This window comes from Colwellia aquaemaris (assembly GCF_057548755.1).
In genome coordinates, this window is the sequence record NZ_BAAJLV010000012.1 from 1 (window position 1) to 19212 (window position 19212).

General features: G+C 38.8%; 17 protein-coding genes and 1 rRNA gene. 11 read left to right on the top strand and 7 right to left on the bottom strand.

The features are described 5' to 3' along the window. Window positions 1–168: 168 nt before the first annotated feature. The 6 genes from rrf to AC27HL_RS18875 all read left to right on the top strand — a co-directional run bounded on the left by rrf (window position 169) and on the right by AC27HL_RS18875 (window position 7004). A 5S ribosomal RNA gene (gene rrf, locus AC27HL_RS18850) occupies window positions 169–283 on the top strand. Window positions 284–340: 57 nt separating this feature from the next. After that, the gene (locus AC27HL_RS18855; RefSeq protein WP_487082608.1) at window positions 341–496 is read left to right on the top strand and encodes a hypothetical protein; all 156 of its coding nucleotides are present in this window, start codon (window positions 341–343) and stop codon (window positions 494–496) included. Window positions 497–778: 282 nt separating this feature from the next. Further along, window positions 779–1657, top strand: a complete 879-nt coding sequence (gene folD / locus AC27HL_RS18860; protein WP_487082669.1) for a bifunctional methylenetetrahydrofolate dehydrogenase/methenyltetrahydrofolate cyclohydrolase FolD — start codon at window positions 779–781, stop codon at window positions 1655–1657. 276 nt (window positions 1658–1933) lie between these two features. Further along, window positions 1934–5044, top strand: coding sequence for an efflux RND transporter permease subunit (locus AC27HL_RS18865; protein ID WP_487082609.1), 3111 nt, complete (start codon window positions 1934–1936; stop codon window positions 5042–5044). 20 nt (window positions 5045–5064) lie between these two features. Continuing rightward, window positions 5065–6141 (top strand): efflux RND transporter periplasmic adaptor subunit, encoded by a 1077-nt coding sequence (locus AC27HL_RS18870; protein WP_487082610.1) that lies wholly within the window; start codon window positions 5065–5067, stop codon window positions 6139–6141. Between the two features lie 47 nt (window positions 6142–6188). Next, window positions 6189–7004, top strand: a complete 816-nt coding sequence (locus AC27HL_RS18875; protein ID WP_487082611.1) for a DUF3750 domain-containing protein — start codon at window positions 6189–6191, stop codon at window positions 7002–7004. Between the two features lie 29 nt (window positions 7005–7033). On the opposite strand, the gene AC27HL_RS18880 is transcribed toward AC27HL_RS18875, so the two are convergent. Beyond that, window positions 7034–7516, bottom strand: a complete 483-nt coding sequence (locus AC27HL_RS18880; RefSeq protein ID WP_487082612.1) for a GNAT family N-acetyltransferase — start codon at window positions 7514–7516, stop codon at window positions 7034–7036. Between the two features lie 54 nt (window positions 7517–7570). Then, the gene (locus AC27HL_RS18885; RefSeq protein WP_487082613.1) at window positions 7571–7837 is read right to left on the bottom strand and encodes a hypothetical protein; all 267 of its coding nucleotides are present in this window, start codon (window positions 7835–7837) and stop codon (window positions 7571–7573) included. A 270-nt stretch (window positions 7838–8107) separates the two neighbouring features. Between AC27HL_RS18885 and AC27HL_RS18890 the strand changes: the two genes are divergently transcribed. After that, window positions 8108–9457: a DEAD/DEAH box helicase gene (locus AC27HL_RS18890; RefSeq protein WP_487082614.1), complete on the top strand. Its 1350-nt coding sequence runs from the start codon at window positions 8108–8110 to the stop codon at window positions 9455–9457. Window positions 9458–9551: 94 nt separating this feature from the next. Here the strand turns inward: AC27HL_RS18890 and AC27HL_RS18895 are convergent, their stop codons facing one another. Genes AC27HL_RS18895 through AC27HL_RS18905 form a run of 3 tightly spaced genes read right to left on the bottom strand, consistent with a single transcriptional unit; the run spans window position 9552 to window position 14352 of the window. Further along, window positions 9552–10112: a YceI family protein gene (locus AC27HL_RS18895; protein WP_487082615.1), complete on the bottom strand. Its 561-nt coding sequence runs from the start codon at window positions 10110–10112 to the stop codon at window positions 9552–9554. 23 nt (window positions 10113–10135) lie between these two features. Next, a complete protein-coding gene (locus tag AC27HL_RS18900; protein WP_487082616.1) occupies window positions 10136–13285 on the bottom strand; it encodes an efflux RND transporter permease subunit in 3150 nt (1049 codons plus the stop codon). Continuing rightward, window positions 13285–14352, bottom strand: coding sequence for an efflux RND transporter periplasmic adaptor subunit (locus AC27HL_RS18905; RefSeq protein ID WP_487082617.1), 1068 nt, complete (start codon window positions 14350–14352; stop codon window positions 13285–13287). Before AC27HL_RS18905 ends, AC27HL_RS18900 begins: the two co-directional genes overlap by 1 nt. 141 nt (window positions 14353–14493) lie before the next feature. On the opposite strand from AC27HL_RS18905, the gene AC27HL_RS18910 reads away from it, so the two are divergent. Both AC27HL_RS18910 and AC27HL_RS18915 read left to right on the top strand, forming a co-directional pair. After that, window positions 14494–15156, top strand: a complete 663-nt coding sequence (locus tag AC27HL_RS18910; protein WP_487082618.1) for a response regulator transcription factor — start codon at window positions 14494–14496, stop codon at window positions 15154–15156. Then, a complete protein-coding gene (locus AC27HL_RS18915; protein ID WP_487082619.1) occupies window positions 15153–16505 on the top strand; it encodes a sensor histidine kinase in 1353 nt (450 codons plus the stop codon). Before AC27HL_RS18910 ends, AC27HL_RS18915 begins: the two co-directional genes overlap by 4 nt. Window positions 16506–16554: 49 nt before the next feature. On the opposite strand, the gene AC27HL_RS18920 is transcribed toward AC27HL_RS18915, so the two are convergent. Then, window positions 16555–16893 (bottom strand): hypothetical protein, encoded by a 339-nt coding sequence (locus AC27HL_RS18920; protein WP_487082620.1) that lies wholly within the window; start codon window positions 16891–16893, stop codon window positions 16555–16557. Window positions 16894–17125: 232 nt separating this feature from the next. Between AC27HL_RS18920 and AC27HL_RS18925 the strand changes: the two genes are divergently transcribed. Continuing rightward, entirely contained in the window at window positions 17126–17533 is a 408-nt protein-coding gene (locus tag AC27HL_RS18925; RefSeq protein WP_487082621.1) for a hypothetical protein, read from the top strand. A gap of 44 nt (window positions 17534–17577) precedes the next feature. Next, on the top strand, window positions 17578–18105 hold the full coding sequence (locus AC27HL_RS18930; RefSeq protein ID WP_487082622.1) for a GNAT family N-acetyltransferase: 528 nt from the start codon (window positions 17578–17580) through the stop codon (window positions 18103–18105). Between the two features lie 9 nt (window positions 18106–18114). On the opposite strand, the gene AC27HL_RS18935 is transcribed toward AC27HL_RS18930, so the two are convergent. Beyond that, complete coding sequence (locus tag AC27HL_RS18935; protein WP_487082623.1) at window positions 18115–18801, bottom strand: outer membrane beta-barrel protein; 687 nt, start codon at window positions 18799–18801, stop codon at window positions 18115–18117. Between the last annotated feature and the right edge of the window lie 411 nt (window positions 18802–19212).

Genomic DNA, 19212 nt, shown 5'->3' on the forward strand with positions numbered 1-19212 from the left:
GGTAAGTTTGACAAATCATCACGTACATATTGTGTGAATAAGAGATTAAAACGTATTTATAGCTCGTAAAAGAGTTCAGCTTTCTAAGATTATTAAGTGTGTTGATACACGTCGCTCTTTGCCATCCATGGCACCGCGACACTAGTGTGTCCATACACGTTGTTTTTGTCTAGCCACAATAGCGCTGTAGACCCACCTGATCCCATGCCGAACTCAGAAGTGAAATGCAGTAGCGCCGATGGTAGTGTGGGAGTTCCCATGTGAGAGTAGGACATTGCTAGGCTCCTATTAAAAGAAAGGCTATCCTAACGGATAGCCTTTTTGCTTTCTAGATATTAAAATGAAATGCAGTAACGCCAATGGTAATAGCGTGTCGGTGTTTATCTCTTTATGTGAGAGCAAGACACAACTCATTGCCATCCATGGCATCGTTGCATTAGAGCATCCTTTCACATCAAAAGCTTATGCAAAATCATCTATGGCATCACGACACTAGTTCACCTTTACAAGTAAGAAATCCAATTCAAATGATCCTGGCTTCTCGTCAACTGCGATATAAAATATTCAGGTGTGCCTTGTCAATATAGATCTGCAAGTCGCTCTTTTTTGCTCTAAACCAGTTCTATAAAATTGATATAGATCGGTAAAGAAAAATTATTCAACAATTTTACTCTTAATGTCTTTGTATCTTAGCTTTATTTTTCATAGGATAAGGGCATAAATTGCTGCTGAATTATTTTTCGAAGTAGCACATTTTTCTTCTATTTAATAAACGAGAATAATAACAATGAATATTGATGGAAAATTAACAGCAAAGAATTTGCGTGAACAGTTAGCTGTTGAAGTATCAAATCTAAAGTCTGACCATAGTATTCAGCCTAAACTTACCGTTATCCTTGTTGGAGAAGATCCAGCAAGTCAGGTTTATGTGAGAAATAAGGTAAAGCAGACTCAAGAGATCGGCATGATTTCTGATGAAATTAAGTTGCCCGCTAATACCGAACAAGCTGAATTGTTAAAATACTTAGAGCATTTAAATAATGATCGCAATATACATGGAATCTTAGTTCAATTGCCATTGCCAAAGCATATAGATGAAAGTGTGGTAATTGCAGCTATTAATCCAGATAAGGATGTTGATGGTTTCCATGCCATGAATTCTGGACGTTTATTTAACGGGGAGCCTGGCGCATTGGTTCCTTGTACTCCGCAAGGTTGTGTTATGTTAGCAAAACAACATTTAGGGCAGGATTTATCTGGAAAGCATGCCGTAGTTATTGGTCGTTCTAACATTGTTGGTAAACCGGTTGCTATGTTGTTATTGCAAGAGAATTGCACGGTTACTATCGCGCATTCTCGTACTAAGAATTTACCTGAAGTTTGCCAGCAAGCAGATATTCTAGTCGCCGCTGTTGGTATCGCTGAATTTGTTAAGCCTGACTGGGTAAAAGAAGGTGCGACTGTCATTGATGTTGGCATTAACCGTATTACTACAAGTGACGGAAAAGCAAAGCTTGTTGGCGATGTCGATTATAATGGGGTTGCTAATAAGTGCGGTGCTATTACACCTGTACCGGGTGGTGTTGGTCCCATGACAATTGCCTGTTTATTAAAAAACACCCTAACTGCAGCAAAACGCTCGGTTGGTATTAGTTAGTTTAATTTCATTTATGCTGTGGAGGCTAAACCTAGCCTCCCAATACAATTATAAGCTTTTTGATCATAATTTCATGTAACCATACCTTTCTATTCAAGCAAATATTTCAAACTATGTCTGTGCATTGCAAACAATGTCGACTTGGTTGTTTGACTCGAATTACTGACCACTAATCGTATGCTTACTTTCTAAATTGTTATCTACTGTTATTTTTTAGTTATGACATTTACTACCAATACAGTGTTATTGGTAAATGATAAATAACTGGAAAATACAATGAAGCTAACGTCAAACGCTCTTTCTAGCCCAGCAGCAGTCTCTGTTGGAGTAGCGCTTATCTTGCTCGTAGGTATGCTTAGCCTGTTTAAGTTACCGGTGCAGCTATTTCCTGATATTGAAAGACCTCGTATAGCCATTCAAACGTTTTGGCGCGCTGCATCACCACAAGAAGTAGAGTCGGAGTTAATAGAGCCACAAGAACAAGTGTTACGTGGAATTCCTGGCTTGAGTTCAATGAATGCCTTTGCTAATAGAGGTAGCTCATTTATAAATTTAGAGTTTGGTGTAGATACCAACATGGAACAAACGCTGATTGAAGTTATCAGCCGCATGACTCGTGTGCCCAATTTACCGAGAGATGCTCGACCACCAAGAATAATGCTAGGCGGTTTTGGTGGTGGAACTCCAGCCTTAACCTTCTTCTTTTTACAGGCTTTGCCGGGCAACGATAAACCTATTTCGGAATACATTGACTTTGCAAACGATACGATAAGGCCTCGAATTGAGTCAATAGAAGGGGTTTCAAGCGTACAAACCTTTACTCAGCAAAATCGAGAAGAGTTACAAATTCGCTTTGACCCAGTAAAAGCCGCCGAATATGGAATTCAAATTCCTGCATTAATAGCCTTAGTATCGGAATCAAACGACGTTTCTGGTGGTTTTGTTGATGTAGGGCGTAGGCAATATACGTTACGCTTTAATGGCAAATATCGTGTAGATGAGCTTTCTGACTTAATACTTGAATCTCGAAACGGCAGTAATATTAAATTAAGTGATGTTGCAACCGTTGAAGTTCGAAGAAATGACCGACAAAATTTAGCGGTACAAAATGGCAATCCCGCGTTTTCAATGCGCATAAATCGTGCTAACGGTGCTAATGTTTTAGAGACTTTAAATCGAGTTAAAAATGAAGTTGAGTTAATAAACACTGAAATTTTAGCTGAAAGACAGTTAGTGATGGTGCAGTCATTTGATGCATCGGTATTTATTTATCGTGCAATTAACCTTGTAACTGGCAATTTATTTGCTGGGGTAATTCTCTCCTTGTCCGTGTTGTGGTTTTTTATCAGGCGAATGCGTGCAACCTTAATTATTGCAACGGCCATTCCTGTTAGTTTATTAAGCACATTTATAGTTTTAGAAGTTACCGGACGTTCACTTAACGTTATTTCATTGGCGGGTTTAGCGTTTGCCGTCGGTATGGTGTTAGATGCTGCCATTGTGGTGTTAGAAAATATATTGCGAATGCGCGATAAAGGTGCTGATAACCACAAAAGTGCTGAGCAAGGTGCTGAACAAGTTTGGGGAGCGTTACTCGCTTCTACAGCGACAACCGTAGCAATATTTCTACCAGTATTTTTCTTAAAGGATATTGAAGGGCAACTCTTTGGTGATTTGGCGTTAACCATAGCTATCGCGGTCTCGGTTTCATTAATTGTTGCCGTGGTTTTGTTACCGGTATTAGCGAAATATTTTTTGAAGCAGCAATCAGTGCAAGATCCTAATGAAAAAGTTTGGCAACGCATTACCGCATTTGTTATGCGCATAACCTCTTCATCTAAAAAAAGATTGATAGTTGCAGGTGTTTTACTTGCGCTGCCAATAGCGGTTACCTATGTCGCTATGCCTACTTTAGATTATTTACCGCCGGTGAAACGTGACGCGGTTGATGCTAACTTACGTTTTCCACCAGGCGCAAACGTTAATACGGTCGAAAAAGAAGTGGTTGACCCGATTGTTGCAAGATTAAAGCCTTATATGGACGGTACTAAAGAGCCGGCACTTAAAAACTATTATTTATTTTCCGGCCCATTTGGCGGCAGTTTAGGAGTTCGTGCTAAAGATCAATCAAAAGTAAATGAATTACTTGATATTGTTAGAAATGAAATTTTAGTAGATTTGCCAGACACGCAAGCATTTGCTTTTCAGGGAAATTTGTTTGGCGGTTTTGGTGGTGGTCGCCAAGTCAGTGTCCATTTGCAATCTAAAGATACACGTGCGCTACAAAATACTGCAAGACAAGGCATAGAGTGGGTTAAAGCGGCGATACCTGGCTCGAGAGTACAAGCTAACCCAGGTACTGAAATGGCAGAGCCTGAATTACGTTTAACACCAAATGATAGAAGTATTCTAGAACAAGGTTGGAACCGAAGAGACCTTGGCCGAGTAGTGAGAACTATGGGGGACGGTTTGTTTGTAGGCGAGTACTTTAATGGTAGTAAGCGTCTAAATATGATTTTACGTGCCGAAGGCTGGGATGATCCTGATAATTTAGGGGATGTACCTGTGGTAACTGGCACAGGCACTATTACTCAATTATCTGAGCTAGTTGATATTCAACGCACGGTTGGCCCAACACGACTAACGCGTATTGACGGTAATCGTACTATTACTTTAAATGTAAACCCGCCAGAAGGATGGTCGCTAGAGCAAACTATAGCAACCTTAAAAGCAGAAGTTGAACCTCAGTTAAAAGCGAGCTTACCTAACGATGCGAATATTTTATACGGCGGTAGTGCTGACCAATTAGAAAAAGCCATCAGTGTTATGGCTGAGAATTTTGCCTTTGCGTTAGTGATTTTATTTTTACTGATGGCGGCTTTATTTCGCTCGGTTAAAGACAGTGCTTTAGTTTTGATCACTATTCCTTTAGCAACTGTAGGCGGTATATTGGCCTTACAATTGCTCAATACTTTTATTTTCCAGCCATTAGATTTATTAACCATGATAGGTTTTGTCATTCTACTTGGTTTGGTGGTAAACAATGCCATTTTGTTAGTACATCAAACTCGCATTGCCCAACAAAATGGTATGTCACGAGTAGATGCCGTACAGCAAGCATTAACATTAAGGTTGCGGCCAATTTTTATGAGTACCGCCACTAGTTTCTTTGGTATGTTGCCACTGTTACTTATGCCTGGTGCTGGCAGTGTTATTTATCGTGGTTTGTCTGCGGTAATTGTTGGTGGGCTAGCGGTAAGTACTTTATTTACCATTGTATTACTGCCTTGCTTATTAAGATTAAATCGAAATGACTTCCTAATTGGTGTCGTCGCCAAAACCCATATTGAAAAGCCAGCTCACATTAAGCTAATTGCTGACAAATAAAGAGAAATTTTTTGGAGATTATGATGAATAAACTTTGTAATTACTTAAACCTGTTAACATTCACGTCTAGTTTAATTATTGGTGGCCAAGTATTAGCCGAAGAGGCCGAAAACCCCGGGCAATTGGTCAGTGTTGAAAAAGCTAAAAATGAGCAGGTTAACCCAACGTTGTGGTTGCCAGGCAACGTTATTAGCCGAATGAATGCACCAATATCCGCAGAGCAAACTGGTCAGTTATTGTGGATTGAAGATGTTGGTACGCAAGTAGAGAAAGGTCAGGTGATAGCCAAAATTGATAATCGTCACTTAACACTACAACTTTCTGGTCAGCAAGCAAGAATTAAACGTTTTCAAGCAGATGTAGTATATCTTACCAGCCAGAAAAAACGAATGTCGGCGTTGAGTCAAAAAAATAATACTGCTATTAGTGAGTTAGAGCGTATTACTAAAGATTTAGCCGTTGCTGAAAGTGAAGTACTTGCACTCACAATGCAGATCAAGCAAACCGAATTGGCCATTGAAAAAACCACTATTGTTGCACCATTTTCCGGCAACATCAGCCAACGCTTTGCTCATGTTGGCGAGTTGATCACCATAGGGCGGTCACTCGTGCAATTAGTTGATACTAACAACTTAGATATTATGGTAGCTGCGCCAATATCCATCGCGCCATTTTTAAAGAAAGACGCTAAAGTTTTAGTGAAATGGCAAAATAAACTAGTGGAACTTCCGGTCAGAACATGGAGTAAAGCAGGTGTTCAGTCTTCACGTACTTTCGATGTCAGGCTATCAGCTAAAGATTTAACGTTACTAGCAGGCTCGGCAGTGACGGTTTCTCTGCCGAAAGAGCAGGTTAGTCAGGCAACATTAGTGCCTAGAGATGCCTTAGTGCTGCGGGAGAAAGAGACATTTGTATTGACCATTGACGAAGATAATAACGCTAAAAAAGTTAATGTTCTTGTTGGTCAAGGTAGTGGTAGTTGGATATCGGTTTCCGGTGCGATATGGGCTGGTGATGAAGTGATTATTCGTGGTGGTGAGCGTTTGCAAGAGGGGCAAAAAGTGAGAAAAGGCCAATCATTAGTTGCGCAGCGATAATTAGCTACTGTTGATCTTACTAAGAATAATAATATTTAAGGAGGTTTATGAGTTACTTTCGTATTGGACTCGTAACAATTAGTTTAATTTTAACACTTGGCTTCTTAAGTAGCTGTTCAAGTGATCAAAAAGTGACTAGTGGCATGTTAGCGCCGAAACCTAACAACTATAAAGGTGGCGTTATCCAAGTTTACTCAGCACGTACTTGGGGAGCTAAACAGGCAGTAGCTGTGCATACGTGGGTTAGTGTTAAAAGAAGTGGCGATGCAAACTACACCAGTTATGAAATTATTGGTTGGCGTTTACGTAGGAGTAATACTGCTTTAGTGATTAGGCACAACACACCCGATAGAGATTGGTGGGGGCATCAGCCTGAATTATTGTTGGACTACCGCGAAAAAGATGCCGATTTGCTTATTCAGCGAATTGAACAAGTGGTTGAAAACTATCCTTATAAACAAGAATATCAAGCTTACCCTGGGCCAAATAGTAATACCTTTACTGCAAGTATTGGTCGTGCCATTCCTGAGTTGGGTTTAGACTTGCCTTCCACGGCGATAGGAAAAGACTATAAACCTTTGGCTGAAATATTCGGCCGCTCATCGTCAGGCAGCGGAGTACAAGCGTCGTTATTCGGTTTATTTGGTGTTACTCTTGGTATTGAAGAAGGCCTTGAAATTAATATTTTAGGCTTAAATTTTGAGATAGATTTATTTGACCTTGCCATAGAATTGCCCGGTGTTGGGCGTATAGGCTCAGATGTGGTTGCAGATAACGCACATTCGCCCGCGCCTTTGAAAGCTATGAAAACGCCGGAGGCATCAAGTGGTATAAATGAGTCTGCAAAAGATGTCGCCAATTAAGTGTTTATTTCACTGCTTGGCGTTACAGTTTAATTAAAACTACAGAAACAACTCAGTGTTGGTTGTTTCTTTTGGTAACTTTTTAAGCGTTGTTGAAACTCTTTAGGCAGCGTAGCAATATCCGTGTCGGCATTAAATGTTTTAAACTGATTAGCAAGATAAAATGACGCTAAATTGTCTTCAGCAAAACAAATTAGCTTATTGTACCTTATGGTATTCTCTTGAGTTTTTTCGGTTAAAATTATCTGCAATAATTTACTCGCATAGCCTTTGCCTCGACACGTTTTGTCAGTAACTAAAGCGTGTAATAACCAGTAATCGGAAAGCGCTTTACCTGCAGAAACTATCGCACTGGCAATAATATTATTATTTGTTTTTAAAAGGTATGCTTGGTCATGACCAATAAATGCAGCTGGATAATGTTGCGCTTTGTAAAAACGTAAAATGTCTTTTTTATCTGCTTTGCTTGCCTTTACATAGTTCGCTATAGCATTGTTGGTATCAAAGCCCATAAAGTCGCACATTAAATTAATGAAAAATAAATAGCCAAGTTTATAGTAGTCAGGCTATTTAAGTAAGTTGTTGCGTACCAAACCACGGCGAATATTTTTACAAAGTTTGCCTAGTCGGCTGATATCACCCAGTAATGGTTGTTCATTATTAGCTAAACGACTTTCCCAGTCACTTAGCTCTGTATCTGCAAGTTCAAGTAACTTTTTTGGACAACCAACACACTTTCCCGCGCATATTTGCGCTTCCGGTAATGTAAACGGAAATTCAATTCGTACTTGCTCAATGAGCTTATGCATAGCGGCGCTTGGTTTAGGCTTCATAATACCTGCTGGTTTAGTCAATTCATTGGTACTTTAATAGGTTTGGTAAATATGTGCTTTGCGTTAGCGCAAACTAAGCTGGTATTGCTGTATTATGCAAAAAATTGCGAGCCGTAAATTAAATACGCAAAAAGTATTTTGTTTTTTTCACTAAATAGCCTAGCTAAATGTCGGCATTTACAGGTTATAATAGCGCTATAGTATTTATCGTTAGGTAACGATTAGCATTAAGTTTAATAAATAAACTAAATAAAATAGTGGAGAGTAAGTTTGCAGTTTAGTGATTTTGGATTAGATAGAAAGATAATGTCAACGGTGGAACATTTAGGTTTCACTGCGCCGACTGAAATTCAGCAACAGGCTATTCCTGCTGCCATGACAGGGCAGGACTTAATCGCATCTTCTAAAACAGGCTCAGGTAAAACGCTCGCATTTCTAATTCCTGCTATGCAGCGTTTGTCGAAAAATCGAGCCTTAAGTAAACGTGACCCTCGAGTGGTCATTTTAACGCCTACTCGTGAATTAGCTAAGCAAGTATTTAACCAATTAAGAATGTTTACCTCGGGTTCACAGTTTAAAGCCGTGCTTATTCTTGGTGGTGAAAACTTTAATGACCAAGTAAAAACCTTAGAGAAAGACCCACATTTTATTGTTGCCACCCCAGGACGTTTAGCGGACCACTTAAGCCAAGGGCATTTCTATTTAAATGGTTTAGAACTGTTAATTCTTGATGAAGCTGACCGTATGTTAGATTTAGGCTTTGCAGAGCAATTAGCGCAAATTAACAAAGCCGCCGATCATCGTAAACGTCAAACCTTAATGTTTTCTGCGACATTAGATCATGCACAAGTTAATGACTTTGCTTTAGCTTTGCTCAATAAACCTAAACGAATTGCTATTGGTAGTGCGCATACCGAGCATAAAGACATTACCAAGCGTTTTTATCTTTGTGACAATCTAACGCATAAAGAAGCCTTACTTCAGCACTTTATTGCCGCTGAAGATCATCAACAAATGATTATTTTCACGGCTACACGTGCTGATACCGACAGACTTGCAAAATTGTTAACAGAGCAAGGTTTAAGTACGGTAGCGCTAAGTGGTGAACTAAACCAAAGCCAACGTAATCAAATTATGGACGGCTTTAGTAAAGGTCAGCAGAAGATATTGATCACCACTGACTTAGCCTCACGTGGCTTAGATTTAGTGAATGTATCACACGTGATTAATTTTGATATGCCAAAGCATACCGAAGAATTTGTGCATCGTATTGGTCGTACAGGTCGTGCTGGCAGTACAGGTGATGCCATTTCGTTGGTTGGGCCAAAAGACTGGTTAAGTTTTAAAAATGTTGAAGGCTTCTTACAACAAAAGCTAACTTTTGATGTAGTTGATGGCCTAAAAGCTAAATTTAAAGGCTTGAAACCGAAAAAAGCTAAAAGTGCAAATAAAGTTAAAACGAGCAAGCAGGTAGACGCTACCGCTAAAAAAGCAAAAACCAAGAAAATTGTGAAGAAGAGCTTTTTAGCGCAAGATGCCGGTGACTTACCAGTATTAAAGCGTAAACAAACCGTTGCCCCAAAAGATATTGAAAATAGCGACTTAGAAGAGATAGATTAATCGATTCTTATTTTGTTAAATCGCATATTTAACGGCATAAATATTTCAACAGCTTCAATTGCGTGGTTCAGTAATTGAAGCTGTTGGCTTAAAGCTATTTACGCTTACCTTCTATGTGCAAGTCAAACTCAACCGCACCGTAATTATTATCAATTCCAAAATCTGGCATTAAGATTTGTGTTTTTCCAGAAAAACCCGCACGGTAGCCGCCCCATGGATCTTTACCTTCGCCAATTTTCTCGGCATCAATGGTGATAGACTTTGTTACGCCATGCAGGGTTAAGTCGCCAATGACCTTAAGTTTATCATCGCCAAGATCAATAATTTTGGTGCTAACAAATGTAGCGGTAGTAAATTTATTGCTATCAAGGTAATCATTAGTGCGGATGTGCTTATCACGACGAGCATGGTTAGTATTTACACTCGCTGCGTCAATTTCTAGTGTTATCTTGGCATTATTAATGTCATTTTTATCGTAGCTAAATTCGCCAGAGAACTTATCGAATCGACCTGTTAACCAACTATAATTTAAATGTTTAACTTTAAAGTTGATAGACGCATGTGCGCCATTAGTGTCAATTACATAGTCTGCCGCTTGTGCAGAAGATAAAGCTGAAGCCGATAAAAGAGCGGTTGCTAAAAGGTGTTTTTTCATTAGTTTCCCTTATGATTTGTTTATTATATTTGCTGTTGTAATTTGTTTGTTGGCACTGGCGCTTTCATTAAACTGACGAGTAACGCAGGTAAAAATGATAGCGTTAGTAAGGTTGAAAATATAATGCCGGAAAGTACGATAATACCCACGCCACGATATAATTCGGTACCATCGCCAGGAATAAGCACCAAAGGTGCTAAGCCAAACACTGTTGTTGATGTAGACATTAAAATTGGCATTAAGCGTTTTTCAACGGCCGACTTTACTGCTGCTCTGACATCAATAGTGCCTTGCTGCATATTTTTTCGAGTCTGATCGACTATTAATATAGGGTTGTTAACCACAGTACCGAGCAATATTAAGAAACCCAACATAGTGATCATATCTAGGGGTTGATGAAAAACCGCTATGCCAGCTGTTGCAAGTAATGAATTGATAACATTAACACTAATAAGGCCTAATAAGCCGCCGGCCATGCCCAGGGGTATAGTGGTTAAAATAAACAGTGGATAGCGCCAGTGTGTAAAAATGGCCACCAATAACAAGTAACTTAATATAATAGAAATTACAAAGTTCGCAGATAATGAAGTTTTTGTTGCTTCCAGTTGATCTGCAGCACCGCTAATGGTGAGATTAATACCTTGGGCAATTTTTCCTTGTTGGCGTAACTGAGTTATTAAATCACTTCTTACCATTTGCTCGGCATTTTCTAAAGCGACGTTACGTGGCGGTATAATATACACAGAAACGGTTCTGTTGCCATCAACTCGACGCAAACTGTCACTGCTATAGCTAGCTTGCATATCAGCCAGTGCATTTAGTGGCATCACTTGTCCGGCTGGCGTAATAATAGGGGAGTTTTCAAGTTGAGTGATATTTTGCTTATTGCCAGCATTGCTAAAGATAAAAATATCGACCTTATCATCATCTAGAATGAACTCATCAACATAAGCGCCGTCACTTAATGCCGAAATAGCGTAACCTAACTCACTGTTACTTAACCCTAATTCAGCAAGTCGGTGCCAACGTGGCATAACCTCAATTAACGGTTGATTTAAACTTAACGAACTTGGCTGTGAATTAATTTGAGGGTTATCAAAAACAACTTTAGCCTGCTCATAAACGGCTTCAGCGGCTTGATATAGCTCTACAAGGTTTGGGCCTGAAATATCGACCGCAACTGCTCTCGTACCGCCATCGTTGCTTGATATAATTGAGCCACGGGATGAAAATGCACGCATATTGTCGTAACTACGAAATTTTTTGGTGATGGTGTCCATCATATTTTGAATGTTTTCGGCATCAACAGGCCTACTTAGCACCCAAATGCGGCCCGCTGAAACAGACATAGAGTAGTAGCTCAGTGGTGGCATTTCGGTTGCGCCACTTTCAAACGCCTCGTTGGAAACGTTAATGTATTGATCAAAATAAGCTCTTAGTTCTTCACCAATACGCTGCATTTCGCTAAGGTTATAGCTTGGCGGTGCTATCATCATAGAGAACGCTTTTGGTTCTTCACCTTCAGGCAAGTATTCTGCTGCTGGCATAAACAGAATGGCTGAGCCTAAGGTAAGTATTGAAAAAGTTACAACAGTAGTGATTGCACGTGCTTTACTTTTAATAAAGATATCAACAAAAGCTAACCATTTTTTAGACAGGGTTAATTGTTGCTTTACGCGACTTGTAGTATTTTTAGTGACATTTGCAATAGTAACTGGCACAACAAAAATAGCCACTAACATTGATGCGATAATGGCACCTGAAATGGCAATGGCAATATCAGAATAAAGTTGTCCAGCTTCTTGCTCTACAAATAATATTGGTGCAAACACTAGTATAGTTGTTGCTGTAGAAGCGAGTACTGCGGGCCAAACATCTTTTACACCAGCAATGGCGGCGGCAAAACTATTTTTAGTACGTTTGCGCGCTTGCATTATGCTTTCCAATACAACTATGGTGTTATCTACTGTCATACCAATTGCAAACGCAACACCTGCCAGCGATATAACATTAATGGTGCGGCCAAATAGCATTAAGCCAATAAAGGCAGCGATAGTACACATAGGAATGCCGATAATACCGATAGCGGTAACTTTTGCTGAACGCAAGAAGTAAAACATCACAATAGTGGCAAGTAAGCCACCAAGAAATAAGTTAAACCAAACATTTCCTAATGAGCTTTTAACGTATTCTACATCGTCGCTAACCAGTAAAAGTTCAAGGCCATTGTATTGAAGCAGGTCGTTATTGATACGTTCAACAACTGTGAGCATATTCTTTTTGATATCAAGTACATTTGAACCGCTTTCACGACGCACCGACAAGCTAATCGTTCGTTCACCATCAAGAAAAGACAGGCTACGTGTTTCGTAATGATCAAGAATGACTTCTGCTACATCTTTTAGATAAATATTTACCTGGTTATTACGTTGAATAATAATATTCTCAAGTTCTGTGATATTACTAAAACGACCAATAACACGAATTAAATAACGCTCTTTTTCAGTTTCTATATCACCGGCTGACGCATCTTTGTTGCGATTTCGTATCGCATTTCTAACCGCACTGATGCTGATGCCGCGTTGAGCAAGGCGAGCTGGGTCAACTTTAATTTGTATCTGTCTTGCCGCGCCACCATTTACTCTAACCTCAGAAACGCCCGCAACACTTTCCATACGAGGCCTAATGAAATCCTCCGCATAATCACGAATTAGGTCCATATCTAAACCTAGCGGATTGCCACGCTCAGGTTTAAGTGAAAAATACATAAAAGCATTACTGGAAAATGAGCTAGAAATTAAGCGTGGTTGGTCAACATTTTCAGGGTATGAAGATACTTGGCTTAAGGCATTATTGACATTGATCATGGCGTCATTAACTTCAACACCAAATGGAAATTCAAGCTCAATGGTGGCTCGACCCATAGCGGCATACGAGGTCATGCGCTTTAAATTGGGCAAACTTCTTAAATACCTCTCTTGTTCAATAAGAATTTCTTTTTCAACGTCTTGTGGCGTAGCACCAGCCCAACCAGTGCGTACGGTAATGGTTCTTACTTCTAAATCTGGGATCATTTGTACAGGTATATTGAGCGAGCCAACAATGCCCAAAATACAGGTTATGGCAACAATAACTGCAACTAAAGTACCTTTGTTGATAACGGCCTTAAACACTATTTCACTCCTTGAACTTTATCAATGCTAACCGTAGCGCCTTCAATAAGCAGCTCGTTGCCAGAGGTAATAACAGCAATGTTATCGTCAATCCCTTGAACTACAACGTTATCAAGACCACTGCGTAATAGTGTGATAGCAACTCTTTTAACTTGATTATTAACAACAGAGTAAACACTGTAACTGCCATCAGGGTGACGCTTTAACGCAGATTTAGGTAAACTAACTTGAGATTGATTTTCGTAAGGTAGCAATAACTGAACTTTTGCTGACATGCCAGAAATTAGCTGTTGATCATTAGGTAAATCGATACGGGCAGAAAAGGTTCTGCTAAGTGGGTCTGATACAGGAGTATAGGCTGTTAATGGTATTTGCAGCGGTTGTTTCTTTTGAGCATCAGGGCTAACAATTGTATTTATAGTGCTACTTTGTGCAACATCATTAAAATATTGCTGTGGTATATTCACGAAAATACGTAAATTATTGTCTGAGACTAATTGAAATACAGTATTTTGCGGGCTAACCCATTCGCCAATATCTACAGTTCTTTGCGCTATGGTACCTGCAAAGGGGGCAATAAGAGTATGACGGTTTACAATTTCTTGAGCACGAGCGACAGTAGCTTCGGTTTGCTCACGCATGGCTTTACTATGTGCGACGTTTGATTTGCGTTCAGCCAGTAGCGTTTTTGCTATGACCTTATTTTTTGCCAGTTCGGTGATTTCATTATATAAACGTAAATTTTCTTGGTATGTCACTTGTGCTGATGCTAAGGCTGCTTTAGCTTGTTTTAGCTCTATTTCTGCCAAAGAGCTGTCTAAAGTCATTAGCACTTGGCCTTTTGCTACGTGATCGCCAATATCAACTTTTACGGTATTAACTACACCAGATTCTAGACTAGCTAACAAGGCGTCGTTTAGGGCCGTAATATTGCCAGTTAATATCAATTCTTTATTGCTAATCTCTTGCTTACTATAAACAACTTGCACATTGGTTGTTTCAGCCCATGTGTTGACGTTAGCAAACAAAAACAGTAGTAACATTGACTGAATAAATAAGTGGCGCATTTGTACTTTCCTTTTATGCGATACAAAAGAGTGATTTTAAGAGTACTTTACTCAACTTTATGTGAACAGAACGTGACAAAGTTCACGTTCTAATCACATACAGTTAGTTTATAATAAAGGCGATGATTATTGAGGGCTCGTATGCGGATTTTACTTGTTGAAGACAACACAGATTTAGCGGCAAGTATTGCTGATTATCTTGAAATGAAAGGGCATATTTGTGACCTAGCAAATAATGGCAAATCGGGCTTGCAAACAGCATTAAATAATACGTACGACATGTACGTATTTGATATTGCGATGCCAAAAATGGATGGACTAAGCTTATGCCAGCTACTACGTGAGCGTTATAATGATGACACGCCGGTTCTGTTTTTAACTGCGCGTGATACGTTAGCAGATAAACAGGCTGGCTTTTCTGCAGGCGCTGATGACTATTTGGTAAAGCCATTTGACCTCAGTGAATTATTAATGCGCATTCAAGCTATTTATAATCGCTACGTTGGTGTGAAAAAGCTATTACAGCTCGCTGATTTATCCGTTGATTTGAAAACAGAAACTGTGATCAGAGGTCATGATGTTATTTCTCTTTCTCCTAATACATACAAATTATTGGTGGTGTTAATGCAACGTTCGCCTGACGTCGTACTTAGACAAGAGTTAGAGCACTTAGTGTGGGGAGATAACTTACCTGATAGCGATTCATTGCGTAGTCATATTTATAAACTACGCAATAAAATTGATAAACCGTATGCTCAAGCACTGATTAAAACAGCAAAAGGGCGAGGTTTTAGCATTTCATGAGATTACTACAAAGCATTCGTTTTCGTATCGTTATCGCCTGTGTCATCTTCTCTATTGTTGTTACTTTAGGGTATGGCTGGGTTACATTCTATGGTGTTAAGTATAATTCTGATGAAATATTTAATTGGTATATTTCTCAAGAAGCTGAACTGCTAATTAATGAATATGAAAAAGATCCCTCGCTGACCTTCAAACAAATAAGTACCGCTAATGTTTTTGTAAGTGATGAACAAAACGCACTTTCCATAGCAGCAAATTATTTTACCAGTGATGTAACACGCAGGAAATTCACGCAAGAACACGATTTTGCCGATGTACAAGTTCCGGGGCCAAAATTTACCACTGAACAAGGCTATATTATTTATGAATTTAGTGCTGATGAGAAAACAATACATATTCTCAAGTCGTCTTTAACACAAGAGAATGCTCGGTATTTTTATTACATGGTAGATGTTAGTGACTTTGTAAATTACGACAATCATTCAGAGCAATATATTGCCGAGTTATTCTTAAAAATATTAGTTTTTATTATGGCTCTAGCGTTAGGCATAGGCTTTGTTTTGGCGAAAATGGTAGTGTCACCACTTACGCGACTCGCAAATGCTGTTGATGGTGTTGACCATCAACATTATCTTGAAAATACAGAAAAATATTTTGATGATGAAATTGGCTTTCTTGCTAAGCGAATTGACTCATTTGTAATGAGAACGCACAAATTTGTTGAACGGGAAAAAGCATTTTCTCGAGATGTTAGCCATGAATTAAGAACACCTGTAGCAAGTAGTCGTGCTGCTATTGAATTAGCATTGTCGACTTCTGAAGGGCAGTCAGGAAAGTTACATCAATTTCTTTTAAGAGTCAGTCGTGCTAACCGAGATATGACACATCTGATCGAAACCTTTCTAATTTTAGGTCGCGAAAAGCACCAAGAATTAAACAATGTTAAATTTAACTTACATGACTTAGTAAATGACTGTTTTGCCAAGCATGATTATTTGAAGCAACACTCTGAAATACGGTGTGTAAATAACATAGCAAGGTCTTTGGAAGTTTCATGTGCCAGACAGTCTCTTGCCATTATTATTGATAATTTAGTGCGTAATGCCTTACAGCATACTAGCGAAGGCGAGGTGTCGGTATTAATTGAGAATAACTGCATACTTGTTCGTGATACCGGAGACGGTATGAATGAAAATAACAAGTCACCAATAAATACCAGCGTATTAGAGAAATCTGGTGTCGGTTTAAATATTGTTCGCCGCTTAAGTGAAAAACAAGGCTGGCACGTACATGTTGAAAGTGAAACTGGCGAAGGTACAAGTGTGTTTATTGATATTTTCTCAAAGTAAAATGCATTAACCATGATAATTAATGCATTTTGTCATAACCTTTATAAATTTAAAGCTTATCTGCAAATTTTTTACATTTTTTAATAGGAATTAACCACGCTTTTTTCTTTTCTTTAATAATAGCTTCTATATAGCCACCACCGCCTAATTTGTCACGACTAATTTCGTCGGCTTTTGCTTTTAGTTTAAGCGCACGAATTAGCATACCTTTATCAGCCAATTTCTTTGAGCAAACTTCATATTTTGCAGCAAAGCTTGCGGCAATTTTTTCGTCTAGACCTGCGTGAGCTACTGAAGATAATCCAAGGCTAAGTACCGCACTTAAGGTAACTGCTGACAAAGCGTTTTTTACATGTGTTTGAGTATTCTTTGTAATTGCATTCATCATATTTACTCTTGCTTGATTTGATAAATATCATTATCCTCCTTATTGGAGGGAATTCAGTTAAAAACCCTCCTTTAAATGTTTTTATTTGTAATCAAAAACTAAGTTCACGTTGTGCTTTTAATACTAAGTGTAGTTAAGTTTGCAAGGTGATTTAAGCATCTGCATTAAGCATATGCTCTTAAAAAGTAAAGTGTTCAAATGTTGGCTGTTAGCAGGATTGAGAGGCGTGGCAATGAAGGCGAATGATTTAAATGACATGAATGATATCGATGAACAAGAAGTCATGGAAAGCTTTCGTAAAATGAAGCGCCATGTTGGCATTGTTTATTTTATGAATAACATTAAACATGATTCGTATCGCGATATTGACGATCCAGAATATCGAGAGCCAACTAATGTAGAAGTTATTGAGATCATTGATACTATGGCTTTCCTTGGATTTAAAAAAACTGATGTTGCAAGGTTACTCGGCATTAAAACGGTAAGTAAGGATAAAACTAAAACACTGCGTAAATGGTGTGAGGGCGACCCTGATGCAGTTTCTTCTATTCCTTATTCGTCGTGGGTGCATTTATTAGTTTTGAGTGGCAAAAAGTGTTTATATAACGTTGTACCAGAAAAAGGTTGGATTCGTGAATAAAGCGGCAGTTAACAGCAATATAAAGTATTAGGTATAAGGAAGTCATGGTAAACAATATAAAAATTAGAAAGTTGGTCGCTTCAGATCGTGAGTTTGTTTTCAGTTTATCACCTAATTTAGCTGAAGTTGCCGCTTTGGCTTGGCATAGCGATGATGTTGTACAAAAAATGCAAGATGATTACATTGCCGATATGGTTGATAGCATGTTGGATGACTCGACAACACCGGAAGTATTTTTAGTTGCAGAACAAGTTGTCGAACTAGTAGCAGAACAGAACTCTGAGAGCCATAAAACAAAAGAACGGCAAGCTTTAGGTTATATTCACGTTGGTGCACGCAAAGATGACATTTCAGGTGAAATTTGCGGCACAGTGACACTATTAGCAGTTCATCCTACCTCACAGGGAAGTGGTGTTGGTAAATTACTTATCAGTGCAGCTGAAAACTGGGCACTGAAACAAGGCTATCGATTATTGCATTTAGAGGTGTTTGCCAATAATAGTAAAGCCCAAGGCTTTTATAAAAACCTTGGCTTTGCACCTGAAATGCTGCATATGATAAAAGAGCTTTAGTCGTAACTATTAAAACTTCCAACCCAATACCAGTGAGAAATCATTTACATCATACTGGAATGAACCGCTAGATTCTTCTGAGTAGGTATAGCTATCTTGTATTTTAAGCACTGAATATTCAACACCAAGATAAAAATCTGGCGTAAATTGATACTCAGCACCTATACCATAATACATATCGTAGCCATCTTCATTTGACTTAGTTACTGCCCCTGGGTTACCTATATTTGTCGGCGAATACTTGCCAAACTGCCATTGCGCAACACCTAATCTTGCGTTAACAGAAAAACTATCAAATAACTGCCACTGGCCTTTAACACCTAATCTTATTGAATCAACGTCGGTTGGAATAATGCCGTTCACAATGGTGTCGTGTTCAGGGCCTAAACAACAGCCTCCGCCAGAAGAAGGGGGAGCAGGGGTTGGTATCCGTAATTCAAACTTATTCGTTACTTGTCCATGGTCATGGTAGGCCAATTCAACAGTATAATTGTCGGTAAATTGGTAGCCAAATCGAAATGCTAACGAGGTATCGTTCTCTTTAGACGTAAATTTATTACTACGTTGTAAGGAACTTGTTGTTGCGCTTATGTCGTGACTCGCTTGCCCAACTAAAGCCTCTGTTACAAAATTTGATTTGGCTAATGTTGAGAATGGCAGTGATAGCAATACTATTCCTGTCGTTAACTTTTTCATTGAAATCCCTATGAAATGGTTTTATATAATTATTGTTTTTAAAGTTTTATTATTAAATACAGCCATGATTTGTGTTGTAGACTGTTATTCTTTGAATGCGATGATAATACACATAGTGTAGGTAAATCAAAGATTTGAAATAAAATATAAGAAAGGTTTATTTTATTTTTGTATCGCAAGGGTTACTTGTTTTTAGTGTAAATGTACAACTTTGAGCTTTACAATAAAAAGCTACTAGGGTTCTCGCTTAAATAAAAAAATTGTTAAACGAGAGCTGTTATTATACTTAATTAGAAAGTACTAGCTGGTCACATCGGTAAAATGGCTCGAGGTTGTTCTGATTATTGCACTTAACGATTAACCTAGTGTGGGTATTTAAACTACCTTGTAAATTAGTTTGTCTGGATATTG

Bases quoted from the DNA above. Each gene is read 5' to 3' on its own strand.
- AC27HL_RS18885 (WP_487082613.1), bottom strand. From the start codon at position 7,837: ATGAAGCCTAAACCAAGCGCCGCTATGCATAAGCTCATTGAGCAAGTA.
- AC27HL_RS18915 (WP_487082619.1), top strand. From the start codon at position 15,153: ATGAGATTACTACAAAGCATTCGTTTTCGTATCGTTATCGCCTGTGTC.
- AC27HL_RS18920 (WP_487082620.1), bottom strand. From the start codon at position 16,893: ATGATGAATGCAATTACAAAGAATACTCAAACACATGTAAAAAACGCT.
- AC27HL_RS18855 (WP_487082608.1), top strand. From the start codon at position 341: ATGAAATGCAGTAACGCCAATGGTAATAGCGTGTCGGTGTTTATCTCT.
- AC27HL_RS18870 (WP_487082610.1), top strand. From the start codon at position 5,065: ATGATGAATAAACTTTGTAATTACTTAAACCTGTTAACATTCACGTCT.
- AC27HL_RS18925 (WP_487082621.1), top strand. From the start codon at position 17,126: ATGAAGGCGAATGATTTAAATGACATGAATGATATCGATGAACAAGAA.
- AC27HL_RS18935 (WP_487082623.1), bottom strand. From the start codon at position 18,801: ATGAAAAAGTTAACGACAGGAATAGTATTGCTATCACTGCCATTCTCA.
- AC27HL_RS18880 (WP_487082612.1), bottom strand. From the start codon at position 7,516: ATGGGCTTTGATACCAACAATGCTATAGCGAACTATGTAAAGGCAAGC.
- AC27HL_RS18875 (WP_487082611.1), top strand. From the start codon at position 6,189: ATGAGTTACTTTCGTATTGGACTCGTAACAATTAGTTTAATTTTAACA.
- AC27HL_RS18930 (WP_487082622.1), top strand. From the start codon at position 17,578: ATGGTAAACAATATAAAAATTAGAAAGTTGGTCGCTTCAGATCGTGAG.
- AC27HL_RS18895 (WP_487082615.1), bottom strand. From the start codon at position 10,112: ATGAAAAAACACCTTTTAGCAACCGCTCTTTTATCGGCTTCAGCTTTA.
- AC27HL_RS18905 (WP_487082617.1), bottom strand. From the start codon at position 14,352: ATGCGCCACTTATTTATTCAGTCAATGTTACTACTGTTTTTGTTTGCT.
- AC27HL_RS18910 (WP_487082618.1), top strand. From the start codon at position 14,494: ATGCGGATTTTACTTGTTGAAGACAACACAGATTTAGCGGCAAGTATT.
- AC27HL_RS18865 (WP_487082609.1), top strand. From the start codon at position 1,934: ATGAAGCTAACGTCAAACGCTCTTTCTAGCCCAGCAGCAGTCTCTGTT.